General features: G+C 70.7%; 13 protein-coding genes and 1 pseudogene. 7 read left to right on the plus strand and 7 right to left on the minus strand.

From position 1 onward, the window contains the following. Nucleotides 1–249 precede the first annotated feature (249 nt). Nucleotides 250–3,396: an isoleucine--tRNA ligase gene (gene ileS, locus IG86_RS0136100; RefSeq protein WP_030902520.1), complete on the minus strand. Its 3,147-nt coding sequence runs from the start codon at nt 3,394–3,396 to the stop codon at nt 250–252. 548 nt (nt 3,397–3,944) lie between these two features. Between ileS and IG86_RS0136105 the strand changes: the two genes are divergently transcribed. From IG86_RS0136105 to IG86_RS0136120, 5 genes and pseudogenes are all read left to right on the plus strand, one after another. After that, a complete protein-coding gene (locus IG86_RS0136105; RefSeq protein WP_030902522.1) occupies nt 3,945–4,730 on the plus strand; it encodes a TraR/DksA family transcriptional regulator in 786 nt (261 codons plus the stop codon). A 111-nt stretch (nt 4,731–4,841) separates the two neighbouring features. Then, nucleotides 4,842–5,402: a signal peptidase II gene (gene lspA / locus IG86_RS0136110; RefSeq protein WP_030665797.1), complete on the plus strand. Its 561-nt coding sequence runs from the start codon at nt 4,842–4,844 to the stop codon at nt 5,400–5,402. Nucleotides 5,403–5,443: 41 nt separating this feature from the next. Further along, nucleotides 5,444–6,385, plus strand: coding sequence for an RluA family pseudouridine synthase (locus IG86_RS0136115; RefSeq protein ID WP_030665814.1), 942 nt, complete (start codon nt 5,444–5,446; stop codon nt 6,383–6,385). 49 nt (nt 6,386–6,434) lie between these two features. After that, nucleotides 6,435–6,593, plus strand: a pseudogene (locus IG86_RS41895) (GNAT family N-acetyltransferase); the annotation flags it as partial. 79 nt (nt 6,594–6,672) lie between these two features. Next, on the plus strand, nt 6,673–8,265 hold the full coding sequence (locus tag IG86_RS0136120) for a Na+/H+ antiporter (RefSeq protein ID WP_030824539.1): 1,593 nt from the start codon (nt 6,673–6,675) through the stop codon (nt 8,263–8,265). On the opposite strand, the gene IG86_RS0136125 is transcribed toward IG86_RS0136120, so the two are convergent. After that, nucleotides 8,262–9,314, minus strand: a complete 1,053-nt coding sequence (locus tag IG86_RS0136125; RefSeq protein ID WP_030902524.1) for a mechanosensitive ion channel family protein — start codon at nt 9,312–9,314, stop codon at nt 8,262–8,264. The genes IG86_RS0136120 and IG86_RS0136125 overlap by 4 nt on opposite strands. A gap of 63 nt (nt 9,315–9,377) precedes the next feature. Between IG86_RS0136125 and IG86_RS0136130 the strand changes: the two genes are divergently transcribed. Further along, nucleotides 9,378–9,947, plus strand: coding sequence for a dienelactone hydrolase family protein (locus IG86_RS0136130; protein WP_030824546.1), 570 nt, complete (start codon nt 9,378–9,380; stop codon nt 9,945–9,947). An 88-nt stretch (nt 9,948–10,035) separates the two neighbouring features. Here IG86_RS0136130 and IG86_RS0136135 read toward each other — a convergent pair whose 3' ends face one another. The 5 genes from IG86_RS0136135 to IG86_RS0136155 form a co-directional block, all read right to left on the minus strand. Beyond that, nucleotides 10,036–10,983, minus strand: a complete 948-nt coding sequence (locus IG86_RS0136135) for a zinc metalloprotease (RefSeq protein ID WP_030824550.1) — start codon at nt 10,981–10,983, stop codon at nt 10,036–10,038. 242 nt (nt 10,984–11,225) lie between these two features. Next, complete coding sequence (locus tag IG86_RS0136140) at nt 11,226–12,887, minus strand: alkaline phosphatase D family protein (protein ID WP_030824554.1); 1,662 nt, start codon at nt 12,885–12,887, stop codon at nt 11,226–11,228. A 129-nt stretch (nt 12,888–13,016) separates the two neighbouring features. After that, a complete protein-coding gene (locus IG86_RS0136145; RefSeq protein ID WP_030824557.1) occupies nt 13,017–13,811 on the minus strand; it encodes a DsbA family protein in 795 nt (264 codons plus the stop codon). A gap of 57 nt (nt 13,812–13,868) precedes the next feature. Next, complete coding sequence (locus IG86_RS0136150; RefSeq protein ID WP_030824559.1) at nt 13,869–14,558, minus strand: hypothetical protein; 690 nt, start codon at nt 14,556–14,558, stop codon at nt 13,869–13,871. A gap of 99 nt (nt 14,559–14,657) precedes the next feature. After that, on the minus strand, nt 14,658–15,983 hold the full coding sequence (locus tag IG86_RS0136155; RefSeq protein WP_030824561.1) for a DUF2252 domain-containing protein: 1,326 nt from the start codon (nt 15,981–15,983) through the stop codon (nt 14,658–14,660). A gap of 171 nt (nt 15,984–16,154) precedes the next feature. Between IG86_RS0136155 and dnaE the strand changes: the two genes are divergently transcribed. Continuing rightward, a complete protein-coding gene (dnaE, locus tag IG86_RS0136160; RefSeq protein ID WP_030824564.1) occupies nt 16,155–19,697 on the plus strand; it encodes a DNA polymerase III subunit alpha in 3,543 nt (1,180 codons plus the stop codon). Nucleotides 19,698–19,796: the final 99 nt, after the last annotated feature.

Genomic DNA, 19,796 nt, shown 5'->3' on the forward strand with positions numbered 1-19,796 from the left:
ACAGCCGAGAAGGACGGTCCCGCGCGAGCCGAGGAGACACCCCCCGGCGGCCCCGCACCCCCACCCCCCTGTCCCGACCCCGACCGGGCGGCCGAACCCGGCCCCGCCGGCGCTTGAGGCGCGACCACCGGCCCGCAGGCGGAAGAACAACGGCACCGCCCGGCCAGGGCAGCGGCGGCCACCGGCCCGCAGACGCAAGAACGGCCCGCACCCCTCCCGGGAGGGAAGGGGCGGGCCGCTCGGCCTCGGCTACGCCTTGCGGAGGCGGAAGGTCAGGCCCAGGGGCTCGTCCGTGAAGGGGTCACCGTAGGCGGCGTCGGCCTCGCCCGACGCGAAGTCCGTCGCCAGGACCTCGTCCGCGATCAGGCCCGCGTGGTCCGTCAGGGCCGTGACGACCTCCGGGTCCGCGGAGGACCAGCGGAGCGCGATGCGGTCGGCCACGTCGAGGCCGGAGTTCTTCCGGGCCTCCTGGATCAGGCGGATCGCGTCACGGGCCAGGCCCGCCAGCCGCAGCTCCGGGGTGATCTCCAGGTCCAGGGCGACCGTCGCGCCCGAGTCGGACGCCACCGACCAGCCCTCGCGCGGGGTCTCCGTGATGATGACCTCCTCGGGGGTGAGGGTGACCGGCTCGCCGTTCACCTCCACCGAGGCCTCGCCGGAGCGGAGGGCCAGCGACAGCGCCGCCGCGTCGGCCGCGGCGACGGCCTTCGCCACGTCCTGGACGCCCTTGCCGAAGCGCTTGCCCAGCGCGCGGAAGTTCGCCTTCGCCGTGGTGTCCACCAGGGACCCGCCGACCTCCGAGAGGGAGGCCAGGGAGGAGACGTTCAGCTCCTCCGTGATCTGGGCCTGGAGCTCCGGGGAGAGCGCGTCGAAGCCGACCGCGCCGACCAGGGCCCGCGAGAGCGGCTGGCGGGTCTTGACGCCCGACTCGGCGCGCGTGGCGCGGCCCAGCTCGACCAGGCGGCGCACCAGCTGCATCTGCTGGGAGAGGGTCGGGTCGATCGCCGAGGTGTCCGCCGTCGGCCACGTCGACAGGTGGACCGACTCGGGGGCGTCCGGGGTGACCGGGACGACCATGTCCTGCCAGACCCGCTCGGTGATGAAGGGGGTGAGCGGGGCCATGAGCCGGGTGACCGTCTCGACCACGTCGTGCAGGGTGCGCAGCGCGGCAGCGTCGCCCTGCCAGAAGCGGCGGCGCGAGCGGCGGACGTACCAGTTGGACAGGTCGTCCACGAAGGCGGACAGGAGCTTGCCCGCCCGCTGGGTGTCGTAGGACTCCATCGCCTCCGTGACCTCGGAGACGAGGGCGTGGAGCTCGGAGAGGAGCCAGCGGTCGAGGACCGTGCGGTCCGCCGGGGCCGGGTCGGCCGCGGAGGGCGCCCAGTTCGACGTACGGGCGTACAGCGCCTGGAAGGCGACCGTGTTCCAGTACGTGAGGAGGGTCTTGCGGACGACCTCCTGGATCGTGCCGTGGCCCACGCGGCGGGCCGCCCACGGGGAGCCGCCGGCCGCCATGAACCAGCGGACCGCGTCCGCGCCGTGCTGGTCCATGAGCGGGATCGGCTGGAGGATGTTGCCCAGGTGCTTGGACATCTTGCGGCCGTCCTCGGCGAGGATGTGGCCCAGGCAGACCACGTTCTCGTAGGACGACTTGTCGAAGACGAGGGTGCCGACCGCCATCAGCGTGTAGAACCAGCCGCGCGTCTGGTCGATGGCCTCCGAGATGAACTGCGCCGGGTAGCGCTTCTCGAAGATCTCCTTGTTCTTGTAGGGGTAGCCCCACTGCGCGAACGGCATCGAGCCCGAGTCGTACCAGGCGTCGATGACCTCCGGCACGCGGACCGCTTCGAGGGAGCAGCCCTCGTGCGTGCAGCTGAAGGTGACGTCGTCGATGTACGGGCGGTGCGGGTCCAGGTTCGAGTGGTCCTGGCCGGACAGCTCGCTCAGCTCGGCGCGCGAGCCGACACAGGTGAGGTGGTTCTCCTCGCAGCGCCAGATCGGCAGCGGGGTGCCCCAGTAGCGGTTGCGGGAGAGCGCCCAGTCGATGTTGTTGTTCAGCCAGTCGCCGAAGCGGCCCTGCTTGACGGAGTCCGGGAACCAGTTGGTCTTCTCGTTCTCCCGCAGCATCGCGTCCTTGACGGCGGTGGTGCGGATGTACCAGGACGGCTGCGCGTAGTAGAGCAGGGCCGTGTGGCAGCGCCAGCAGTGCGGGTAGCTGTGCTCGTAGGCGATGTGCTTGAAGAGCCGGCCGCGCGCGTCGAGGTCGGCGGTCAGCTTCTCGTCGGCCTTCTTGAAGAAGACGCCGCCCACCAGGGGGACCTCCTCCTCGAAGGTGCCGTCGGGGCGGACCGGGTTCACGACGGGCAGGCCGTACGCGCGGCAGACCGCGAGGTCGTCGGCGCCGAAGGCGGGGGACTGGTGGACCAGACCGGTGCCGTCCTCGGTCGTGACGTACTCGGCGTTCACGACGTAGTGGGCGGGCTCGGGGAACTCGACCAGCTCGAAGGGGCGCTCGTACGTCCAGCGCTCCATCTCCTTGCCGGTGAAGGACTCGCCGGTGGCCTCCCAGCCCTCGCCGAGGGCCTTCTCCAGCAGCGGCTGGGCGACGACCAGCTTCTCCTCGCCATTGGTGGCGACGACGTACGTGACCTCCGGGTGCGCGGCCACGGCGGTGTTGGACACCAGGGTCCACGGGGTGGTCGTCCACACCAGCAGCGCGGCCTCGCCCGCGAGCGGGCCGGAGGTCAGCGGGAAGCGGACGTAGACGGAGGGGTCGACGACGGTCTCGTAGCCCTGGGCCAGCTCGTGGTCGGAGAGGCCGGTGCCGCAGCGCGGGCACCAGGGGGCGACGCGGTGGTCCTGGGTGAGCAGACCCTTGTTGAAGATCTCCTTCAGCGACCACCACACGGACTCGACGTACTCGGGGTCCATGGTCCGGTAGGCGTCGTCCAGGTCGACCCAGTAGCCCATGCGGGTCGTGAGCTCGGTGAACGCGTCGGTGTGGCGGGTCACGGACTCGCGGCACTTGGCGTTGAACTCGGCGATGCCGTACGCCTCGATGTCCTGCTTGCCGTTGAAGCCCAGCTCCTTCTCGACGGCGAGCTCGACGGGCAGGCCGTGGCAGTCCCAGCCGGCCTTGCGGGCCACGTGGTAGCCGCGCATCGTGCGGAAGCGGGGGAAGACGTCTTTGAAGACGCGGGCCTCGATGTGGTGCGCGCCGGGCATGCCGTTCGCGGTGGGCGGGCCCTCGTAGAAGACCCACTCGGGGCGGCCCTCGGACTGCTCCAGGGTCTTGGCGAAGGTCTTGCTCTCGCGCCAGAAGTCGAGGACCGCGTGCTCGAGGGCAGGCAGGTCGACCTGGGCGGGTACCGGGCGGTACTGCGGCGGTGTGGTCATGAGGCTGAACTCTTCCTCCGGCGGGGTGTCACTTCCGTCCGGAGGGACGAGAGCCGACTGCTGCTCCCGCGGTACCACCCTCCTTGGCCGCCGGACGGATCCGGTGGCCCCCTCATTGGGGTGCGAAGCCGGTTCTACTCGCCCAGCGGGGGACCCGCGGCTTTCTTCCGGCGGCTCAGGGGTGATCCTTCACGTCGCGCTCGCCCCCGGGCTCTCACCGTCCCCGGGTCGCTCCTGGCTGCGTCCGACGCTACTCGTCCCCGTCCATGCCTTTCGCTGGGCCCAGTGTACGGGCCGGGAGGGCACGCGGCAGACCGCTTTACGGGGGCCCCTGCGGGGCCCGTGGCCACGGCGCGGCGGGGGCGCGGGCGCGGGGGGCGGGGCGGGGGCGGTGGGGCGGGAGTGGCGGATTACCGGGCTTCCGGATGGGCACAACGGATGCAGGTTGACCTCGACGGATGCGTGCCCCGTTGCCGCGGGGCCGGAGCCGATTTATCGTTCCGGCACGATTCGCGAGCAAAATCACAGTATGTGAAGGGGCCGCGGCCATGGTGGCGAAGAAGACAGCGGTCTCCGGGGACCCGGCTCCCGCCAAGAAGGCGACGGCGGCCGGCAAGGCGACCGCCAAGAAGGCTCCGGCGAAGAAGGCTCCGGCGAAGAAGGCATCGGCGAACAAGACGGCCGTGGCCGGGAAGGCTCCGGCCGAGAAGGCGACCGCGGCCGGGAAGAAGACGACCGCAGTCAGGAAGACGACCGCCGTCGAGAAGCGGACGGCCACGGCCAAGAAGGCCGGGGCCGAGGGGGCGGCGCACGCCGCGAAGGAGACGGGAGTCCGGAACGTGGTTGCCAAGAAGAGCACCGGTGCGGCGAGGAAGACGGCTGCGGCCGCCACGAGCGGGCTGCCCAAGACCCGGGTCACGGCGGCGGCCGCCGCCCCCGGGGAGCTCGCCGTACGGCCCGGGGAGGACCCCTGGACGCCCCAGGAGGTCGAGGAGGCCCGCGCGGAGCTGGTGTCGGAGGTGCTGCGGCTGCGCGCCGAGCTGGACGCCTCCGAGGTGGCCATCTCCGGCCTGATGCGGGACTCGGGCGACGGCGCCGGCGACGACCAGGCCGACACGGGCACCAAGAACATCACCCGGGAGTCGGAGCTGGCGCTCGCCGCCAACGCCAGCTCGATGCTGGAGCAGACCGAGCGGGCCCTGGAACGGCTGGAGGCGGGCACGTACGGGCTCTGCGAGAACTGCGGCAAGCCCATCGGCAAGGCGAGGATGCAGGCCTTCCCGCGGGCCACGCTGTGCGTGGACTGCAAGCAGAAGCAGGAGCGGCGGCACTAGCGGCCTTCCGCGGGGGCCGGAGGTGGGACGGGCGCTGCGCGGGGGCCCTGACGTACCCTCGTCTGGTCAGGGTCCAGGAGGAGCCTGGGTCGGCTAGTTCGAGGGACTCACGTGGCAGAGGCGGAGCGCATCATCGGTACGCCGGAGGTCGGGGACGACGCCCAGCCGGAGTCGGTCGCGCCCAAGGGGCGTCGGCGGATCGCGGCACTGCTCGTCGTGGCGGTGCTCGCCTACCTGCTGGACCTCGGCACCAAGATGCTGGTCGTGGCGAAGCTGGAGCACCAGCCGCCGATCGAGATCATCGGTGACCTGCTGAAGTTCGAGGCGGTCCGCAACCCGGGCGCCGCGTTCGGGTTCGGCGAGGCCTTCACCATCATCTTCACCGCCATCGCGGCGGCCGTGATCGTGGTGATCGTGCGCCTGGCCCGCAAGCTCTACAGCCTGCCGTGGGCCATCGCCCTGGGTCTGCTGCTGGGCGGTGCGCTGGGCAACCTGACCGACCGGATCTTCCGCTCGCCGGGCGTGTTCCGCGGGGCGGTCGTCGACTTCATCGCGCCGGCCCACTTCGCCGTCTTCAACATCGCCGACTCGGCGATCGTGTGCGGCGGCATCCTCATCGTGCTGCTGTCCTTCAAGGGCCTGGACCCGGACGGCACCGTCCACAAGGACTGATCGCGGGACGGCCCGTCCGTCGAGTCCTGCATACTCGACGGGTGAGTACGATTCCCGAGATCCGCACCCTGCCCGTTCCCGATGGCCTCGAAGGCGAGCGCGTCGACGCCGCCATCGCCCGTATGTTCGGTTTCTCCCGGACCAAGGCGGCCGAGCTGGCGGCCGAGGGGAAGGTGTCGGTCGACGGCAGCGTCGTCGGGAAGTCCGAGCGCGTGCACGGCGGTGCCTGGCTCGAGGTCGAGATGCCCGCGCCCCCGCGGCCCGTCGAGGTCGTGGCCGAGCCGGTCCCGGGCATGGAGATCGTCCATGACGACGACGACATCGTCGTCATCATGAAGCCCGTGGGCGTCGCCGCCCACCCGAGTCCCGGCTGGACCGGCACCACCGTCATCGGTGGTCTCGCCGCAGCGGGCTACCGCATCTCCACCTCCGGCGCGTCCGAGCGCCAGGGCATCGTGCACCGCCTCGACGTCGGCACGTCCGGCCTGATGGCCGTCGCCAAGTCGGAGCGCGCGTACACCTCGCTGAAGAACCAGTTCCGTGAGCGGGTCGTCGACAAGCGCTACCACGCGCTGGTCCAGGGCCACCCCGACCCGATGAGCGGCACGATCGACGCGCCCATCGGCCGTCACCCGAGCGCCGACTACAAGTGGGCGGTGACCCAGGACGGCAAGGCGTCCGTCACCCACTACGACCTGATCGAGGCCTTCCGCGCCGCCTCGCTGCTGGACATCAAGCTGGAGACGGGGCGTACGCACCAGATCCGCGTGCACATGTCCGCGCACCGCCACCCGTGCGTCGGCGACCTGACCTACGGCGCCGACCCGACCGTCGCGAAGCGGCTCGGGCTGACCCGCCAGTGGCTGCACGCGGTCCGGCTGGGCTTCGAGCACCCGGCGGACGGGCAGTGGGTGGAGTTCGAGAGCACCTACCCGGCCGACCTCCAGCACGCCCTCGACGTGATCCGCGCCGAGAGCGAGTGACCTCGCCGGCCGAGGTCCGCATCGCCGTCCGGGAGGCGCCCGGCCGGCGCTGACCGCGGTCGACCTCGGCGCGCGGACGCACGCGCCGGGCTTCTACGAGCGGCTCGGGTACGTGGCCCACGGCCCGGAGTTCCAGGACGCGGGCATCCCCCACCGCGCCATGCGACGCTCCCTCCCGTGGCCGGGAGCCGGGCGCGTAGCGCCGTAGGGGGTGCGGGCGGAGCCCGACACGGAACCGCGGACCCGTCACCGCACCGCCGAGCGCAGCGGCCTGGCAGGGTGGGGGAGTGGATCAGCTCGCTCTGCTCTTCGTGCTCCTCCTCGGGGCCGTGGTCATGGTGCCGCTCGGGGACCGGCTGGGGTTGCCCGCGCCGGTCCTGATGACCCTCGGCGGGGTGGTCCTCGCCCTGGTGCCGGCCGTGCCGGAGGTCGAGGTCCCGCCCGAGTTCATCCTGCCGCTGGTGCTTCCGCCGCTGCTGTACGCCTCCGTACAGCGGACCTCGTGGCGGCAGTTCGCCGCCAACGTGCGGCCGATCCTGCTGCTGGCCGTGGCCCTGGTGTTCGTCACGACCGCAGCCGTGGCCGCCGTCGCCTACTCCGTGGTGCCCGCGCTGCCGCTCGCCGCCGCCGTCGCGCTCGGCGCGCTCGTGGCCCCGCCCGACCCGGTCGCCGCCACCGCCGTCGCCGGATCGCTCGGGCTGCCCCGCCGCATGGTGTCGATCCTGGAGGGCGAGGGGCTCTTCAACGACGTGACGGCCATCGTGCTCTACCACGTGGCGATCGCCGCCGCCGTCAGCGGCAGCTTCTCCTGGCCCGACGCGCTCGGCGAGTTCGTACTGTCCGCCGTCGTCGCCGTGGTCGTCGGCCTGGCCCTCGGCTGGACCACCCACCGGCTGATGGGCCGGCTCGGCGACGCCACCCTGCAGATCGGCCTGACGCTGCTGGTGCCGTTCGTCTCGTACGTGGTCGCCGAGGAACTCCACGGGTCGGGGGTGCTGGCCGTGCTGACGACGGCCCTGTTCCTCGCCGAGTACGCCTCCGACGCCGACGACGTGCTGGGGCGCCTGGCCGGGCACACCTTCTGGGAGGTCGTGGACACGCTGGTCACCGGCGTCGCCTTCGGGCTGATCGGGCTGGAGCTGCACAACGTCTTCGGGACGGCCGAGGACCGCGTGTGGGAGATGGCCGGATGGGCGGCGGTGGTCGTCGCGGTGGTGGTCGGCGTACGGCTGGCGTGGCTGCTGCCGGCCGGGTGGCTCGCCAAGAAGCTGCACCAGCGGCGCGACTACGACGAGGAGATCCCGCTCAGCTGGCGGGAGAGCGTGGTGATGTGGTGGGCCGGGATGCGCGGGGTGGCCTCGGTGGCCCTGGCCCTGGCCATTCCCCTGAAGACGGACTCCGGCGAGCCCTTCCCGGCACGGGACGAGATCATCTTCATCGCGTTCGCGGTGATCATGGTGACCCTGGTGTGCCAGGGGCTGACCCTGCCGTGGCTGGTGCGCCGCCTGGGCGTGGAGGAGGACACCGACGCCCGGCGGGACGCCGAGCGGCAGCTGGCGATCCGCGCCGCCAAGGCCGCGAAGCGGCGGCTGAAGGAGATCGAGGAGGCCGAGGAGCTGCCGGAGGACCTGATCGAGCAGCTGAGCCGGCGCGCGTACGACGTGGGGGCCAGGATCAGCCCGGACATGGTCGACGAGGAACGGCGCGAGGCGTACGCGCAGCGCGTGCAGCGGCTCCACGACGTCCAGCGGATCCAGCGGGAGATGATGTCGGCCGCCCGCCACGAGGTGCTGGCCGCCCGCAGCGAACCCGGCTCCGACCCGGAGGTCGTCGACCGGGTGCTGCGCCACCTCGACGTACGCAGCCTGCGCGCGCCCTAGGGAGTGTCCGGGGTGGGGGGTGCCTGGGCGATGGCGATGCGGGGGAGTGCGTAGGGGTGGTGGGCGGCCAGCCAGGTGAGCAGCCGCTCGCGGACCGCGCAGCGCAGTGTCCAGAGGTCGTCGGCGTCCTTGGCGGTGACCACGCCGCGGATCTGGACCGTGTGCGGTGTGGTGTCCGTCACGGCCAGGCCGCCGCCGCGGCCGTCCCACTCGGGGAGTTCCTCCAGGATCTGGTGGAACCGCTCCCGCACGAGGCCCACGGGCGCGCTGTGGTCCAGGTGCCAGAAGACCGTGCCGGTCATCTGCGCACCGCCGCGCGACCAGTTCTCGTACGGCTTGCTCGTGAAGTACGACACAGGCATCGTGATGCGGCGCTCGTCCCAGGTGCGGACGGTCAGGAAGGTCAGGGTGATCTCCTCGACCCGGCCCCACTCCTTGTCGACCACCACCGTGTCGCCGATGCGGACGGTGTCGCCGAAGGCGATCTGCAGGCCGGCGAAGAGGTTGCCCAGCGTGGACTGGGCGGCGATGCCCACGACGATGCCGAGGATCCCCGCCGAGGCCAGCACCGAGGCGCCGACCGCACGCATCGGGGGGAAGGTCAGCAGCATCGCCGCCGCGGCGACCACGACCACCACCGCGGCGACCACCCGTTGGATCAGGGTGACCTGGGTGCGCACCCGGCGGACCCGGGCCTCGTCCGTGGTCACCGCCGCGTAGCGCGCGTACGTGGAGTCGACGGCGGCCGCCGCGATGCGTACCGCCAGCCAGGCCGCCGAGGCGATGAGCACCAGGGTGAGGAAGCGGCCGACGCCGACGGGGTGGTCGGGGAGGACGCCCGCCCAGCGGTAGGAGCCCCGCAGCAGTGAGGTGCAGAGCACCACCTGGAAGGGGAGCCGGCAACGGCGCAGCAGTCCCCACAGGGGGGTCTCGGGGTGCCGGGCGTCGGCCCGGCGCAGCAGCAGGTCGAGCAGCCGGCCCGCGATCAGGGTGGCGACCAGCGAGCCGCCGATGACCGTCACGGGGCGCAGGAAGTTCTCCGTCTCCATGGGGATGAAACGTAGCGGGAGCCGTGGCGCATCAGGGCCCGGGACGGCTGGCACGATGGAGGCATGAACATCATGCTTTTCCATTCGACGTACGGGCTGCGGCCCGCGGTGCACGCGGCGGCCGACCGGCTGCGCGCGGCCGGTCACCAGGTCCAGGTGCCGGACCTCTTCGAGGGGCGCACCTTCGAGACCGTCGAGGAGGGCATGGCCCACCAGGAGGAGATCGGCCGTGACGAGCTGTTGAAGCGGGCGGTGCTGGCCTCGGCCCCGCACTCCGACCAGGGACTGGTCTACGCGGGCTTCTCCTTCGGCGGTTCCCTCGCCCAGCACCTGGCGCTGGCCGACGAGAAGGCGCGCGGGCTGCTCCTGCTGCACGGGACGGCGGACCTGGAGGACGGCGCCTCGGTGGACGAACTCCCGGTGCAGCTGCACATCGCGGACCCGGACCCCTTCGAGCCGCACGACTGGCTGACGGCCTGGTACCTGCGGATGCAGCGGGCCGGGGCGGACGTCGAGGTCCACAGCTACCCGGGTGCCGGGCACCTGTTCACCGACCCGGACCTCGACGACTACGACGCCGAGGCGGCGGAGGAGACCTGGAAGACCGCGATCGGTTTCCTCGACAGCCTCTGACTCGACGGCCTCCGGGCGGTGTCCGCGCGGGACATGAGGAAGGGCCCGGCCCGGCGGATGCCGGGCCGGGCCCTCCTCGTCGCCGGGGTCAGCCCGCGCGGTAGGCGGTCCAGCTGCTGCTCATGCGGGCCACCTGGCCCGCGGTGAACTGGTACATGCAGGAGTCGTACGTGTAGTCCATGAAGTTGCGGATCGGGTCCGCGCCGGGCTTGCTGGCGCAGCTGTCGCGCCCGGTCGGGCACTCGTACGCGGCGCTCTTCTCGGCCGGGGTGTCGGAGACGTAGTCGCCGTTGCCGTTACAGCCGCCCTGGAAGGTGTGGTACAGCCCGAGCCAGTGGCCGACCTCGTGGGTGGCGGTGTCGCCCTCGTTGTAGTTGGCGGAGGAGCCGCCGGGCAGCGAGCTGTCCAGCACGACCACGCCGTCCATCTTGGGGCTGGAGGCGTAGGAGGTCGGGAAGGTCGCCCAGCCGAGCAGGCCGCCGGAGAGCTTGGCGGTGTAGAAGTTGAGCGCGCCCGGGCCGCCCTTGCGCAGGGTGTTCTTCATGTCCTTCTCGGCCTGGGAGCCGGAGGCCAGGTTGTACCAGGACGCGTTGTCCGTGTAGTCGGTCGACGCCAGGGTGAACTGGAAGTTCGTGTTGACGTTGCCGGTGCCCTGACCGCCGTAGGCGGCGTTGAGGACCGCGAGCTGCTTGCTGACGTCCGTGGACGTGAGCTTGCCGGTGGTGCCGGAGTGCACGACGTGGAAGTACACGGGGATGTTCACGACGGCCTCGGCGGCGGCGAGGCTGCGCTGCGGCTGGTTCTTGAGGGCCTTGTCCAGCTTCGACTTGAGGTCGGCGTCCATGGCCTTGGCCTGGGCGTCGGTGAGCTCGTTCGGCTCGTCCGCGTGCTCGTCGTGGGCACGGGTCACGCGGGCGTTGGCGGGAGCGGCGGCCTGGTCGGCGCACACCTCGGCGGGGGTCTTGGCGGCCGCGAGCGTGGTGGGGGCGGCAAGCGGGGTGAAAGCCAGGGTTCCGGCCAGAACCGCCGTGCCCATCAGGCGGCGGCGGAGAAGGGGGGATATGCGGGCGTTCGCGCGCACGTGTGCTCCTCGCGGGTGGGGGGTGGTGGGGGGTGGTGGCCTGAAGGATCTTCTTCAGCTGGCGCGAAGCTTATGTGTGCATGACATATTCAGGTCAAGTGTCTTACGTAAAAGATTTGTTGCTTCGAACGCACAAGGGGCGTCTGGTATGTACCAGACGCCCCTTGTGGCAGGAGAATTGACGGTCAATCAGGCGGTCAGCGGACGGGCTGGTAGGCGCGCTCCACCTTCTGGGTGCCGTTCAGGGTCCGGTAGGAGCGGGACCAGGCGGACGTCGCGTCGGGCCGGCGCTTGTCGGACACCACGTAGTAGTCCATCTGCGAGCGCTCCGGCGTCACGTCCAGCACGCCGTAGCCGTGCGCGTCCATGTCGAGCCACTTCACGTGCCAGTTGGCGGCCTTGATGGCGGATTCGGCAACCAGCGAGAGCGTGTCCGGCAGCACGTGCAGTATGTCGTCGAGGTTGTCGGAGGTCACCGACGTGACGACGAACTCGGTCGCCGCCGTGCCCGAGCCCGGGTAGGTGGCCATGTTCACCGGGACCTCGTTCGCCCAGGCCATGTGGATGTCGCCGGTCAGGAACACCGTGTTCTTGACGTTCCGGTCCTTCAGGTGGCCCAGCAGCTCCTTGCGGTCGTCCGTGTAGCCGTCCCACTGGTCCACGTTGATCGCGATGCCGCCCTCGGGCAGGCCGAGCAGCTTGGCGAGCGGCGCCAGCAGGTGGGCGGGCAACGAGCCGAAGGCCACCGGCGAGATCATCACCGAGGTGCCGACCAGCTTCCAGGTCGCGTCGGAGCCGGCGAGGCCCGACTTGAGCCAGTCCAGCTGGGCGCGCCCGGTGATGCTGCGCTCCGGGTCGTCCACCGCGCCGCTGCCGACCTTGGCCTGCTGCGAGCGGAAGGAGCGCAGGTCCAGCAGGTGGAGGTCGGCGAGGGTGCCGAAGCGCAGCCTGCGGTAGACCGTCCCCGCGGTGGATGTCCGTACCGGCATCCACTCGAAGTACGCCTGCTTGGCCGCCTCGGCGCGGGCCGCCCAGTCGCCCTCGGCGCCCGGGGTGTGGTTCTCGGCGCCGCCGGACCACATGTCGTTCGCGAACTCGTGGTCGTCCCAGATGGCTATGACCGGGTGGGCGTGGTGCAGGGCCTGGAGGTCGGCGTCCGTCTTGTACTTGCCGTGCCGGGTGCGGTAATCGGCCAGCGAGACGATCTCGTGCTTCGGCTCGTGCTGGCGCACGGTGTACTTCGCCTCCGGGTAGCCCCCGGACTGGTACTCGTAGATGTAGTCGCCCAGGTGCAGGATCGCGTGCAGGTCCGTACGGGCGGCCAGGTGGCGGTAGGCCGAGAAGTAGCCGGACTCCCAGTTGGCGCAGGAGACCACGCCGAAGCGGACGCCCGGGGTCGTCACGTCGTGGCCGGGGGTGGTCAGCGTGCGCCCGACGGAGGAGACGGCCGAGCCGGCGGTGAACCGGTACCAGTACGGCGTCTGCGGCCGGAGTCCGCGCACGTCCACCTTGACCGTGTGGTCGGTGGCGGCGCTCGCCGTGACGGTTCCCCCGGCGACGACCCGGGAGAAGGCCTGGTCGGAGGCCACCTCCCAGCCCACCTGGACGGCCGGGCCGAGGCCGGAGCCGGGGACGGCCTCGGGGGTGGGGGTGACGCGGGTCCACAGCAGGACGCCGTCGGGCAGCGGATCGCCCGAGGCGACGCCGTGCAGGAAGGCGGGCGCGGTACCCGCCGCGTGGGCGGTCCCGGAGCCCAGCGAGGTGAGGGGGGCCAGCGTGGCCGTGGCCGCCGCGGCGAGAACGACCGTACGGCGCCGGGGCGTTGCCGCGGCCTGGGAAGGGGTGAGATGACTGGTCACGGCCGGTCACATTACCGGCGGGTACACCCGTTGGAACAGATGTCGGAATGCAACGGGCGGGCGAACTCTGGGAGTTCGCCCGCCCGATGATGCGGCCGGTCCGGAAGGGTGTCTCCCGGAATGCCGGGATCAGCCCTGCAGCGCCTTGTCGATCGCCGCCGTGAACTGCTCCGCCGTCTGCGGAGTGTCGATCTTCTTGCCGTCCATCTTCAGGGTCGGCGTACCCTTCACGCCGGACTTGTCGAAGACCTTCGACATCTCCAGCGCCCACCGGTCGTACGTGCCGTCCTCGACGGCCTTCTTGAACTCGGCGTTGCCCTTGAGCGCCGGGACGGTGTCCGCGACCTTCAGCAGGTAGTCGTCCTTGGCGAAGCTGTCGTCGGTCTCCTCGGGGTGCTGCTCCTTGGAGTACAGGGCCCCCTTGTACTGCAGGAAGGCCTCCGGGCTGACGTTCAGCGCCGCGCCCAGCGCGCTCAGCGCGTTCTTCGAGCCCTCGCCCTTGACCGCGTTGTCGATGAAGGTGGCGCCGACGTACTGGAGCTTGTACTTGCCCGCGTCGACGTCCTTCTTGATCTGCTCGCCGGCCGCCTGCTCGAAGGCCGCGCAGGCCGGGCAGCGCGAGTCCTCGTACAGCTCCAGGGTCTTCTTCGCGTCGGCCTTGCCGACGACGACCGTGGTGCCGTCCTCGCCCTCGGTGTTCTTCGGCTTGACCAGCTCGGCCTTGGCGGCCTTCTCCCAGTGGTCGGGCTCGTTGGCCTTCATGACCCCGTAGGCGACAACGCCGGCCAGCCCCAGGGCGGCGACGACACCGACGCCGACTATGACCTGCCGGCGGATCTTGTCCTTCTTGGCCTGCGCCTCGCGCTCGGCGCGCAGCCGCTCGCGGGCCGCCGCCTTGTTCGCCTGGCTGTTGCGTGAACTCATGGTGATCTCCGTGGGACGTGTCGTGTGAAGACGTGGGGAAGGGACTGCCTCGTTGCGTCAGGCGCGCGCGAGCGCACCGAGCACGGGGGGTCCCCGCCGTCCCACGGAGTGTGCGGGGAAGCGCGTACGGGCCCCGGAGCCCGCCGGGACCGGCCGCAGCGCCCGCCGCGCCGGCCCGCAGGCCACCGCGACGGCGGCCGCCGCCAGCCGCAGCGGCCGGAACGCGAGGGCCGCCACCGCCCGCAGCAGCCGGCCCAGTGCCCGCTCGCCGTGGCGCAGCCAGGCGGCGGCGAGCAGTCCCACCGAGACGTGTGCGCCGAGCAGCAGCCACGGGGTGTAGGGCCCCGGAGAGGCCAGCAGCGCGGCCGCGTCGGCGGCGGGCCCGGTCACCTCGGTCAGCGGCCCGCCCACCGGGGCGCCCCCGCACAGCTCCTCCAGGCCCATGGCGCGCAGCGGCCCCGAGACGGGGCCGCCGGCCGGGCCGTAGCAGAGGTGCTGGCCGGCGGTGAAGACGGTGTCGGCGGCCAGCTCCAGCGGTACGAGGAGCCCCGCGATGGGGCCGAAGCCCCGCTCGCGGCCCGCGAGGGCGTAGGCGATCACGAACACACCCGCGAAGGCACCGCCCACCAGCGCGGGCGGCAGCGGGACCTGGGACATCAGGACGTGCGAGCCGGACGAGAGCAGCACGACGAGCGCGCTGAACAGCGCGGCCCGCAGCCCTCTGAGTCCCGTCCCGGAAAAATCCATCCTCGCGAGTGTGCCACGTGTTCCTGTGGGCGCCGGTTCAGGGGGCGTCCCGCCGATCTTGCCGGGCCCGTAGGCCCGGCATGATCGACAAGGCATCCCCTAGGGGGTGAGGCGGCCGTTGCGGAAGAGGTCCACGAAGATCTGGTGGTCGGCGCGCGCCCGGGCCCCGTACGCGTGCGCGAAGTCCACGAGCAGCTCCGCGAAGCCCTCCTCGTCCGCCGCGATCGCCGCGTCGATGGCCCGCTCGGTGGAGAACGGCACCAGGGACTGCCCGCTCTCCGCCTCGTCGGCCGACGCGTGCATGGTCGCCGTGGCCCGGCCGAGGTCCGCGACGACCGCCGCGATCTCCTCCGGTTCGTCCAGGTCCGACCAGTCCAGGTCCACCGCGTACGGGGAGACCTCCGCGACGAGCTGGCCCGCCCCGTCCAGCTCGGTCCAGCCCAGCCACGGGTCGGCGTGCGCCTGGAGCGCCCGCTGCGAGATCACCGTGCGGTGCCCCTCGTGATGGAAGTAGTCCCGCACCGCCCGGTCCGTGATGTGCCGGGACACCGCCGGGGTCTGCGCCTGCTTGAGGTAGATCACGACGTCGTTCTCCAGGGCGTCGCTGTGCCCCTCCAGCAGGATGTTGTAGGAAGGCAGGCCCGCGGAGCCGATGCCGACGCCGCGCCGGCCCACCACGTCCTTGACCCGGTAGGAGTCCGGCCGCACCAGCGACTCGTCGGGCAGCGTCTCCAGGTACCCGTCGAAGGCGGACAGCACCTTGTAGCGGGTCGCGGCGTCCAGCTCGACGGAGCCGCCGCCGGAGGTGAAGCGGCGCTCGTAGTCCCGTATCTCCGTCATCGAATCCAGCAGCGCGAAGCGCGTGCGGGAGCGGGCCGAGCGCAGCGCGCCCAGCAGCGGGCCCTCGGCGGTGTCCAGGGTGAAGGAGGGGACCTCCTCGTACTTGGCGCCCGCCGCCAGCCGGTGGATCCGCTCCCGGTAGGCGCCCGCGTAGATCCGCACCAGCTCGCTTATCTGGTCGTCGCTGAGCGCCTTGGTGTAGCCGATCAGCGCGACGGAGGCGGCGAAGCGCTTGAGGTCCCAGGTGAAGGGGCCGACATAGGCCTCGTCGAAGTCGTTGACGTTGAAGATCAGCCGGCCGTTCGAGTCCATGTACGTGCCGAAGTTCTCGGCGTGCAGATCGCCGTGGATCCACACCCGGCCCGTCCGCTCGTCCAGGTAGGGGCCGCCGTGCCGGTCCCGCTCCAGGTCGGAGTAGAAGAGGCAGGCCGTGCCGCGGTAGAAGGCGAAGGCCGAGGCCGCCATCTTGCGGAACTTGACCTGGAAGGCAGCGGGGTCGGCGGCGAGCAGTTCACCGAATGCGGTGTCGAACACGTCGAGGATCTCCTCGGCGCGCTGCTCGTCGGTCGTCTCGGGGACCGCCATGGCGGGTTCCTCCTGGTGCACGGGTTGTACGGGCTCTGCCGGACTGGACGCCGGACCTGCGCCCCTGGTTCTGCAACGCCCGACCGTACCGCTGCGTGCCCCGGATCTGTCACCCGTGGGACGTAGGATTCGAAGCTGCCCCCCTCCCCCCGCCGCCAGGAGACCAGCGCCGTGACCAAGACGCCGTTCACGCACCTCCACGTCCACACCCAGTACTCGCTGCTGGACGGTGCCGCACGGCTGAAGGACATGTTCAACGCGTGCAACGAGATGGGCATGACCCACATCGCCATGTCCGACCACGGCAACCTGCACGGGGCCTACGACTTCTTCCACACCGCCCAGAAGTCCGGGATCACGCCGATCATCGGCATCGAGGCGTACGTCGCCCCCGAGTCCCGGCGCAACAAGCGCCGCATCCAGTGGGGCCAGCCCCACCAGAAGCGCGACGACGTCTCCGGTTCCGGCGGTTACACCCACAAGACGATCTGGGCGGCGAACGCCACCGGCCTGCACAACCTCTTCCGGCTGTCCTCCGACGCCTACGCCGAGGGCTGGCTCACGAAGTGGCCGCGCATGGACAAGGAGACCATCAGCAAGTGGTCCGAGGGCCTGATCGCCTCCACCGGCTGCCCCTCCGGTGAGCTGCAGACCCGGCTGCGCCTCGGCCAGTTCGACGAGGCACTGAAGTCGGCCTCCGAGTACCAGGACATCTTCGGCAAGGACCGCTACTTCCTGGAGCTGATGGACCACGGCATCGAGATCGAGCGCCGGGTCCGCGACGGACTGCTGGAGATCGGCAAGAAGCTCGGCATCCCGCCGCTGGTGACGAACGACTCGCACTACACCTACGCCAGCGAGGCCGCCGCCCACGACGCCCTGCTGTGCATCCAGACCGGCAAGAACCTCTCGGACCCCGACCGCTTCCGCTTCGACGGCTCCGGCTACTACCTGAAGTCGACCGACGAGATGTACGCCATCGACTCCTCGGACGCCTGGCAGGAGGGCTGCGCCAACACCAAGCTGGTCGCGGACCAGATCGACACCGAGGGCATGTTCAAGTTCCGGAACCTGATGCCGAAGTTCGACATCCCGGAGGGCTACACCGAGGTCACCTGGTTCCGCGAGGAGACCATGCGCGGCATGCACCGCCGCTTCCCGGGGGGCATCCCCGAGGACCGCATGAAGCAGGTCGAGTACGAGATGGACACGATCATCTCGATGGGCTTCCCGGGCTACTTCCTCGTCGTCGCCGACTTCATCATGTGGGCCAAGAACCAGGGCATCGCGGTCGGCCCCGGCCGAGGCTCCGCGGCCGGCTCGATCGTCGCCTACGCCATGGGCATCACCGACCTCGACCCGATCCCGCACGGCCTGATCTTCGAGCGCTTCCTCAACCCCGAGCGCGTCTCCATGCCCGACGTCGACATCGACTTCGACGAGCGTCGGCGCGTCGAGGTGATCCGGTACGTCACGGAGAAGTACGGCCAGGACAAGGTCGCCATGATCGGCACCTACGGCACCATCAAGGCCAAGAACGCGATCAAGGACTCGGCCCGCGTCCTGGGCTACCCGTACGCCATGGGCGACCGCCTCACCAAGGCCATGCCCGCCGACGTCCTCGGCAAGGGCATCCCGCTCTCCGGCATCCTCGACCCCTCGCACCCCCGCTACAGCGAGGCCGGCGAGATCCGCGGCATGTACGAGAACGAACCCGACGTGAAGAAGGTCATCGACACCGCCCGCGGTGTGGAGGGCCTGGTCCGCCAGATGGGCGTGCACGCCGCCGGCGTGATCATGTCCAGCGAGACGATCACCGACCACGTGCCCGTCTGGGTGCGGCACACCGACGGCGTCACCATCACCCAGTGGGACTACCCGAGCTGCGAGTCGCTCGGCCTGCTGAAGATGGACTTCCTCGGCCTGCGCAACCTCACGATCATGGACGACGCCGTCAAGATGGTGAAGGCCAACAAGGGGATCGACATCGATCTCCTGGGCCTCCCGCTCGACGACCCCAAGACCTTCGAACTGCTCGGCCGCGGCGACACCCTCGGCGTCTTCCAGTTCGACGGCGGGCCCATGCGCTCCCTGCTGCGCCTGATGAAGCCCGACAACTTCGAAGACATCTCCGCCGTGTCGGCCCTGTACCGCCCGGGCCCGATGGGCATGAACTCGCACACCAACTACGCCCTGCGCAAGAACAAGCAGCAGGAGATCACCCCGATCCACCCCGAGCTGGAGAAGCCGCTCGAAGAGGTGCTCGCGGTCACCTACGGCCTGATCGTCTACCAGGAGCAGGTCCAGAAGGCCGCCCAGATCATCGCCGGCTACTCGCTCGGCGAGGCCGACATCCTGCGCCGCGTCATGGGCAAGAAGAAGCCCGAGGAACTGGCGAAGAACTTCACGATCTTCCAGGCGGGCGCTCGCAAGAACGGCTACAGCGACGAGGCCATCCAGAAGCTCTGGGACGTCCTGGTCCCCTTCGCCGGCTACGCCTTCAACAAGGCCCACTCGGCCGCCTACGGCCTGGTCTCCTACTGGACCGCCTACCTCAAGGCGAACTACCCGGCCGAGTACATGGCGGGCCTGCTCACCTCGGTCAAGGACGACAAGGACAAGTCCGCGATCTACCTGAACGAGTGCCGCCGCATGGGCATCAAGGTGCTCCCGCCGAACGTCAACGAGTCCGAGTCGAACTTCGCCGCCCAGGGCGACGACGTGATCCTCTTCGGCCTCACCGCCGTCCGCAACGTCGGCCAGAACGTCGTCGACTCGATCATCAAGACCAGGAAGGCCAAGGGGAAGTACTCCTCCTTCCCCGACTTCCTGGACAAGGTCGAGGCCGTCGTCTGCAACAAGCGGACCATCGAGTCGCTGATCAAGGCCGGCGCCTACGACGAGATGGGCCACACCCGAAAGGGCCTGGTCGCCCACCACGAGTCGATGATCGACAACGTGGTCGCCGTCAAGCGCAAGGAGGCCGAGGGGCAGTTCGACCTCTTCGGCGGAATGGGTGACGAGGCCGCCGGCGACGAGCCCGGCTTCGGCCTCGACGTGGAGTTCTCCGACGTCGAGTGGGAGAAGTCCTACCTGCTCGCCCAGGAGCGCGAGATGCTCGGCCTCTACGTCTCCGACCACCCGCTCTTCGGCCTGGAGCACGTCCTCTCCGACAAGACCGACGCCGGCATCTCCCAGCTGACCGGCGGCGAGCACTCCGACGGCGCCGTCGTCACCATCGGCGGCATCATCTCCGGCCTCCAGCGCAAGATGACCAAGCAGGGCAACGCCTGGGCCATCGCCACCGTCGAGGACCTCGCCGGTTCCATCGAGTGCATGTTCTTCCCCGCGACCTACCAGCTCGTCTCCACCCAGCTGGTCGAGGACACCGTCGTCTTCGTCAAGGGTCGCCTCGACAAGCGCGAGGACGTCCCCCGCCTGGTCGCCATGGAGATGATGGTCCCCGACCTCTCCTCCGCCGGAACCAACGCCCCCGTGGTCCTCACCATCCCCACGGTCAAGGTCACACCCCCGATGGTGACCCGTCTGGGGGAGATCCTGCGCCACCACAAGGGCAACACCGAGGTGCGTATCAAGCTCCAGGGGCCGCGGACCACCACCGTGCTGCGCCTCGACCGGCACCGCGTACAGCCCGACCCGGCCCTCTTCGGCGACCTCAAGGTCCTGCTCGGACCGTCCTGCCTGGCCGGATAGCGGCGGCCGCCACACGGCACGACGAGGGCCCGCCCGGCACCGCCGGGCAGGCCCTGGTCGCTCGCCGTCGTCACAGACCGACGCGGAGGACGTCAGCCT

Origin of the sequence: Streptomyces virginiae (genome assembly GCF_000720455.1) — a bacterium.
GTDB lineage: Bacteria > Actinomycetota > Actinomycetes > Streptomycetales > Streptomycetaceae > Streptomyces > Streptomyces virginiae.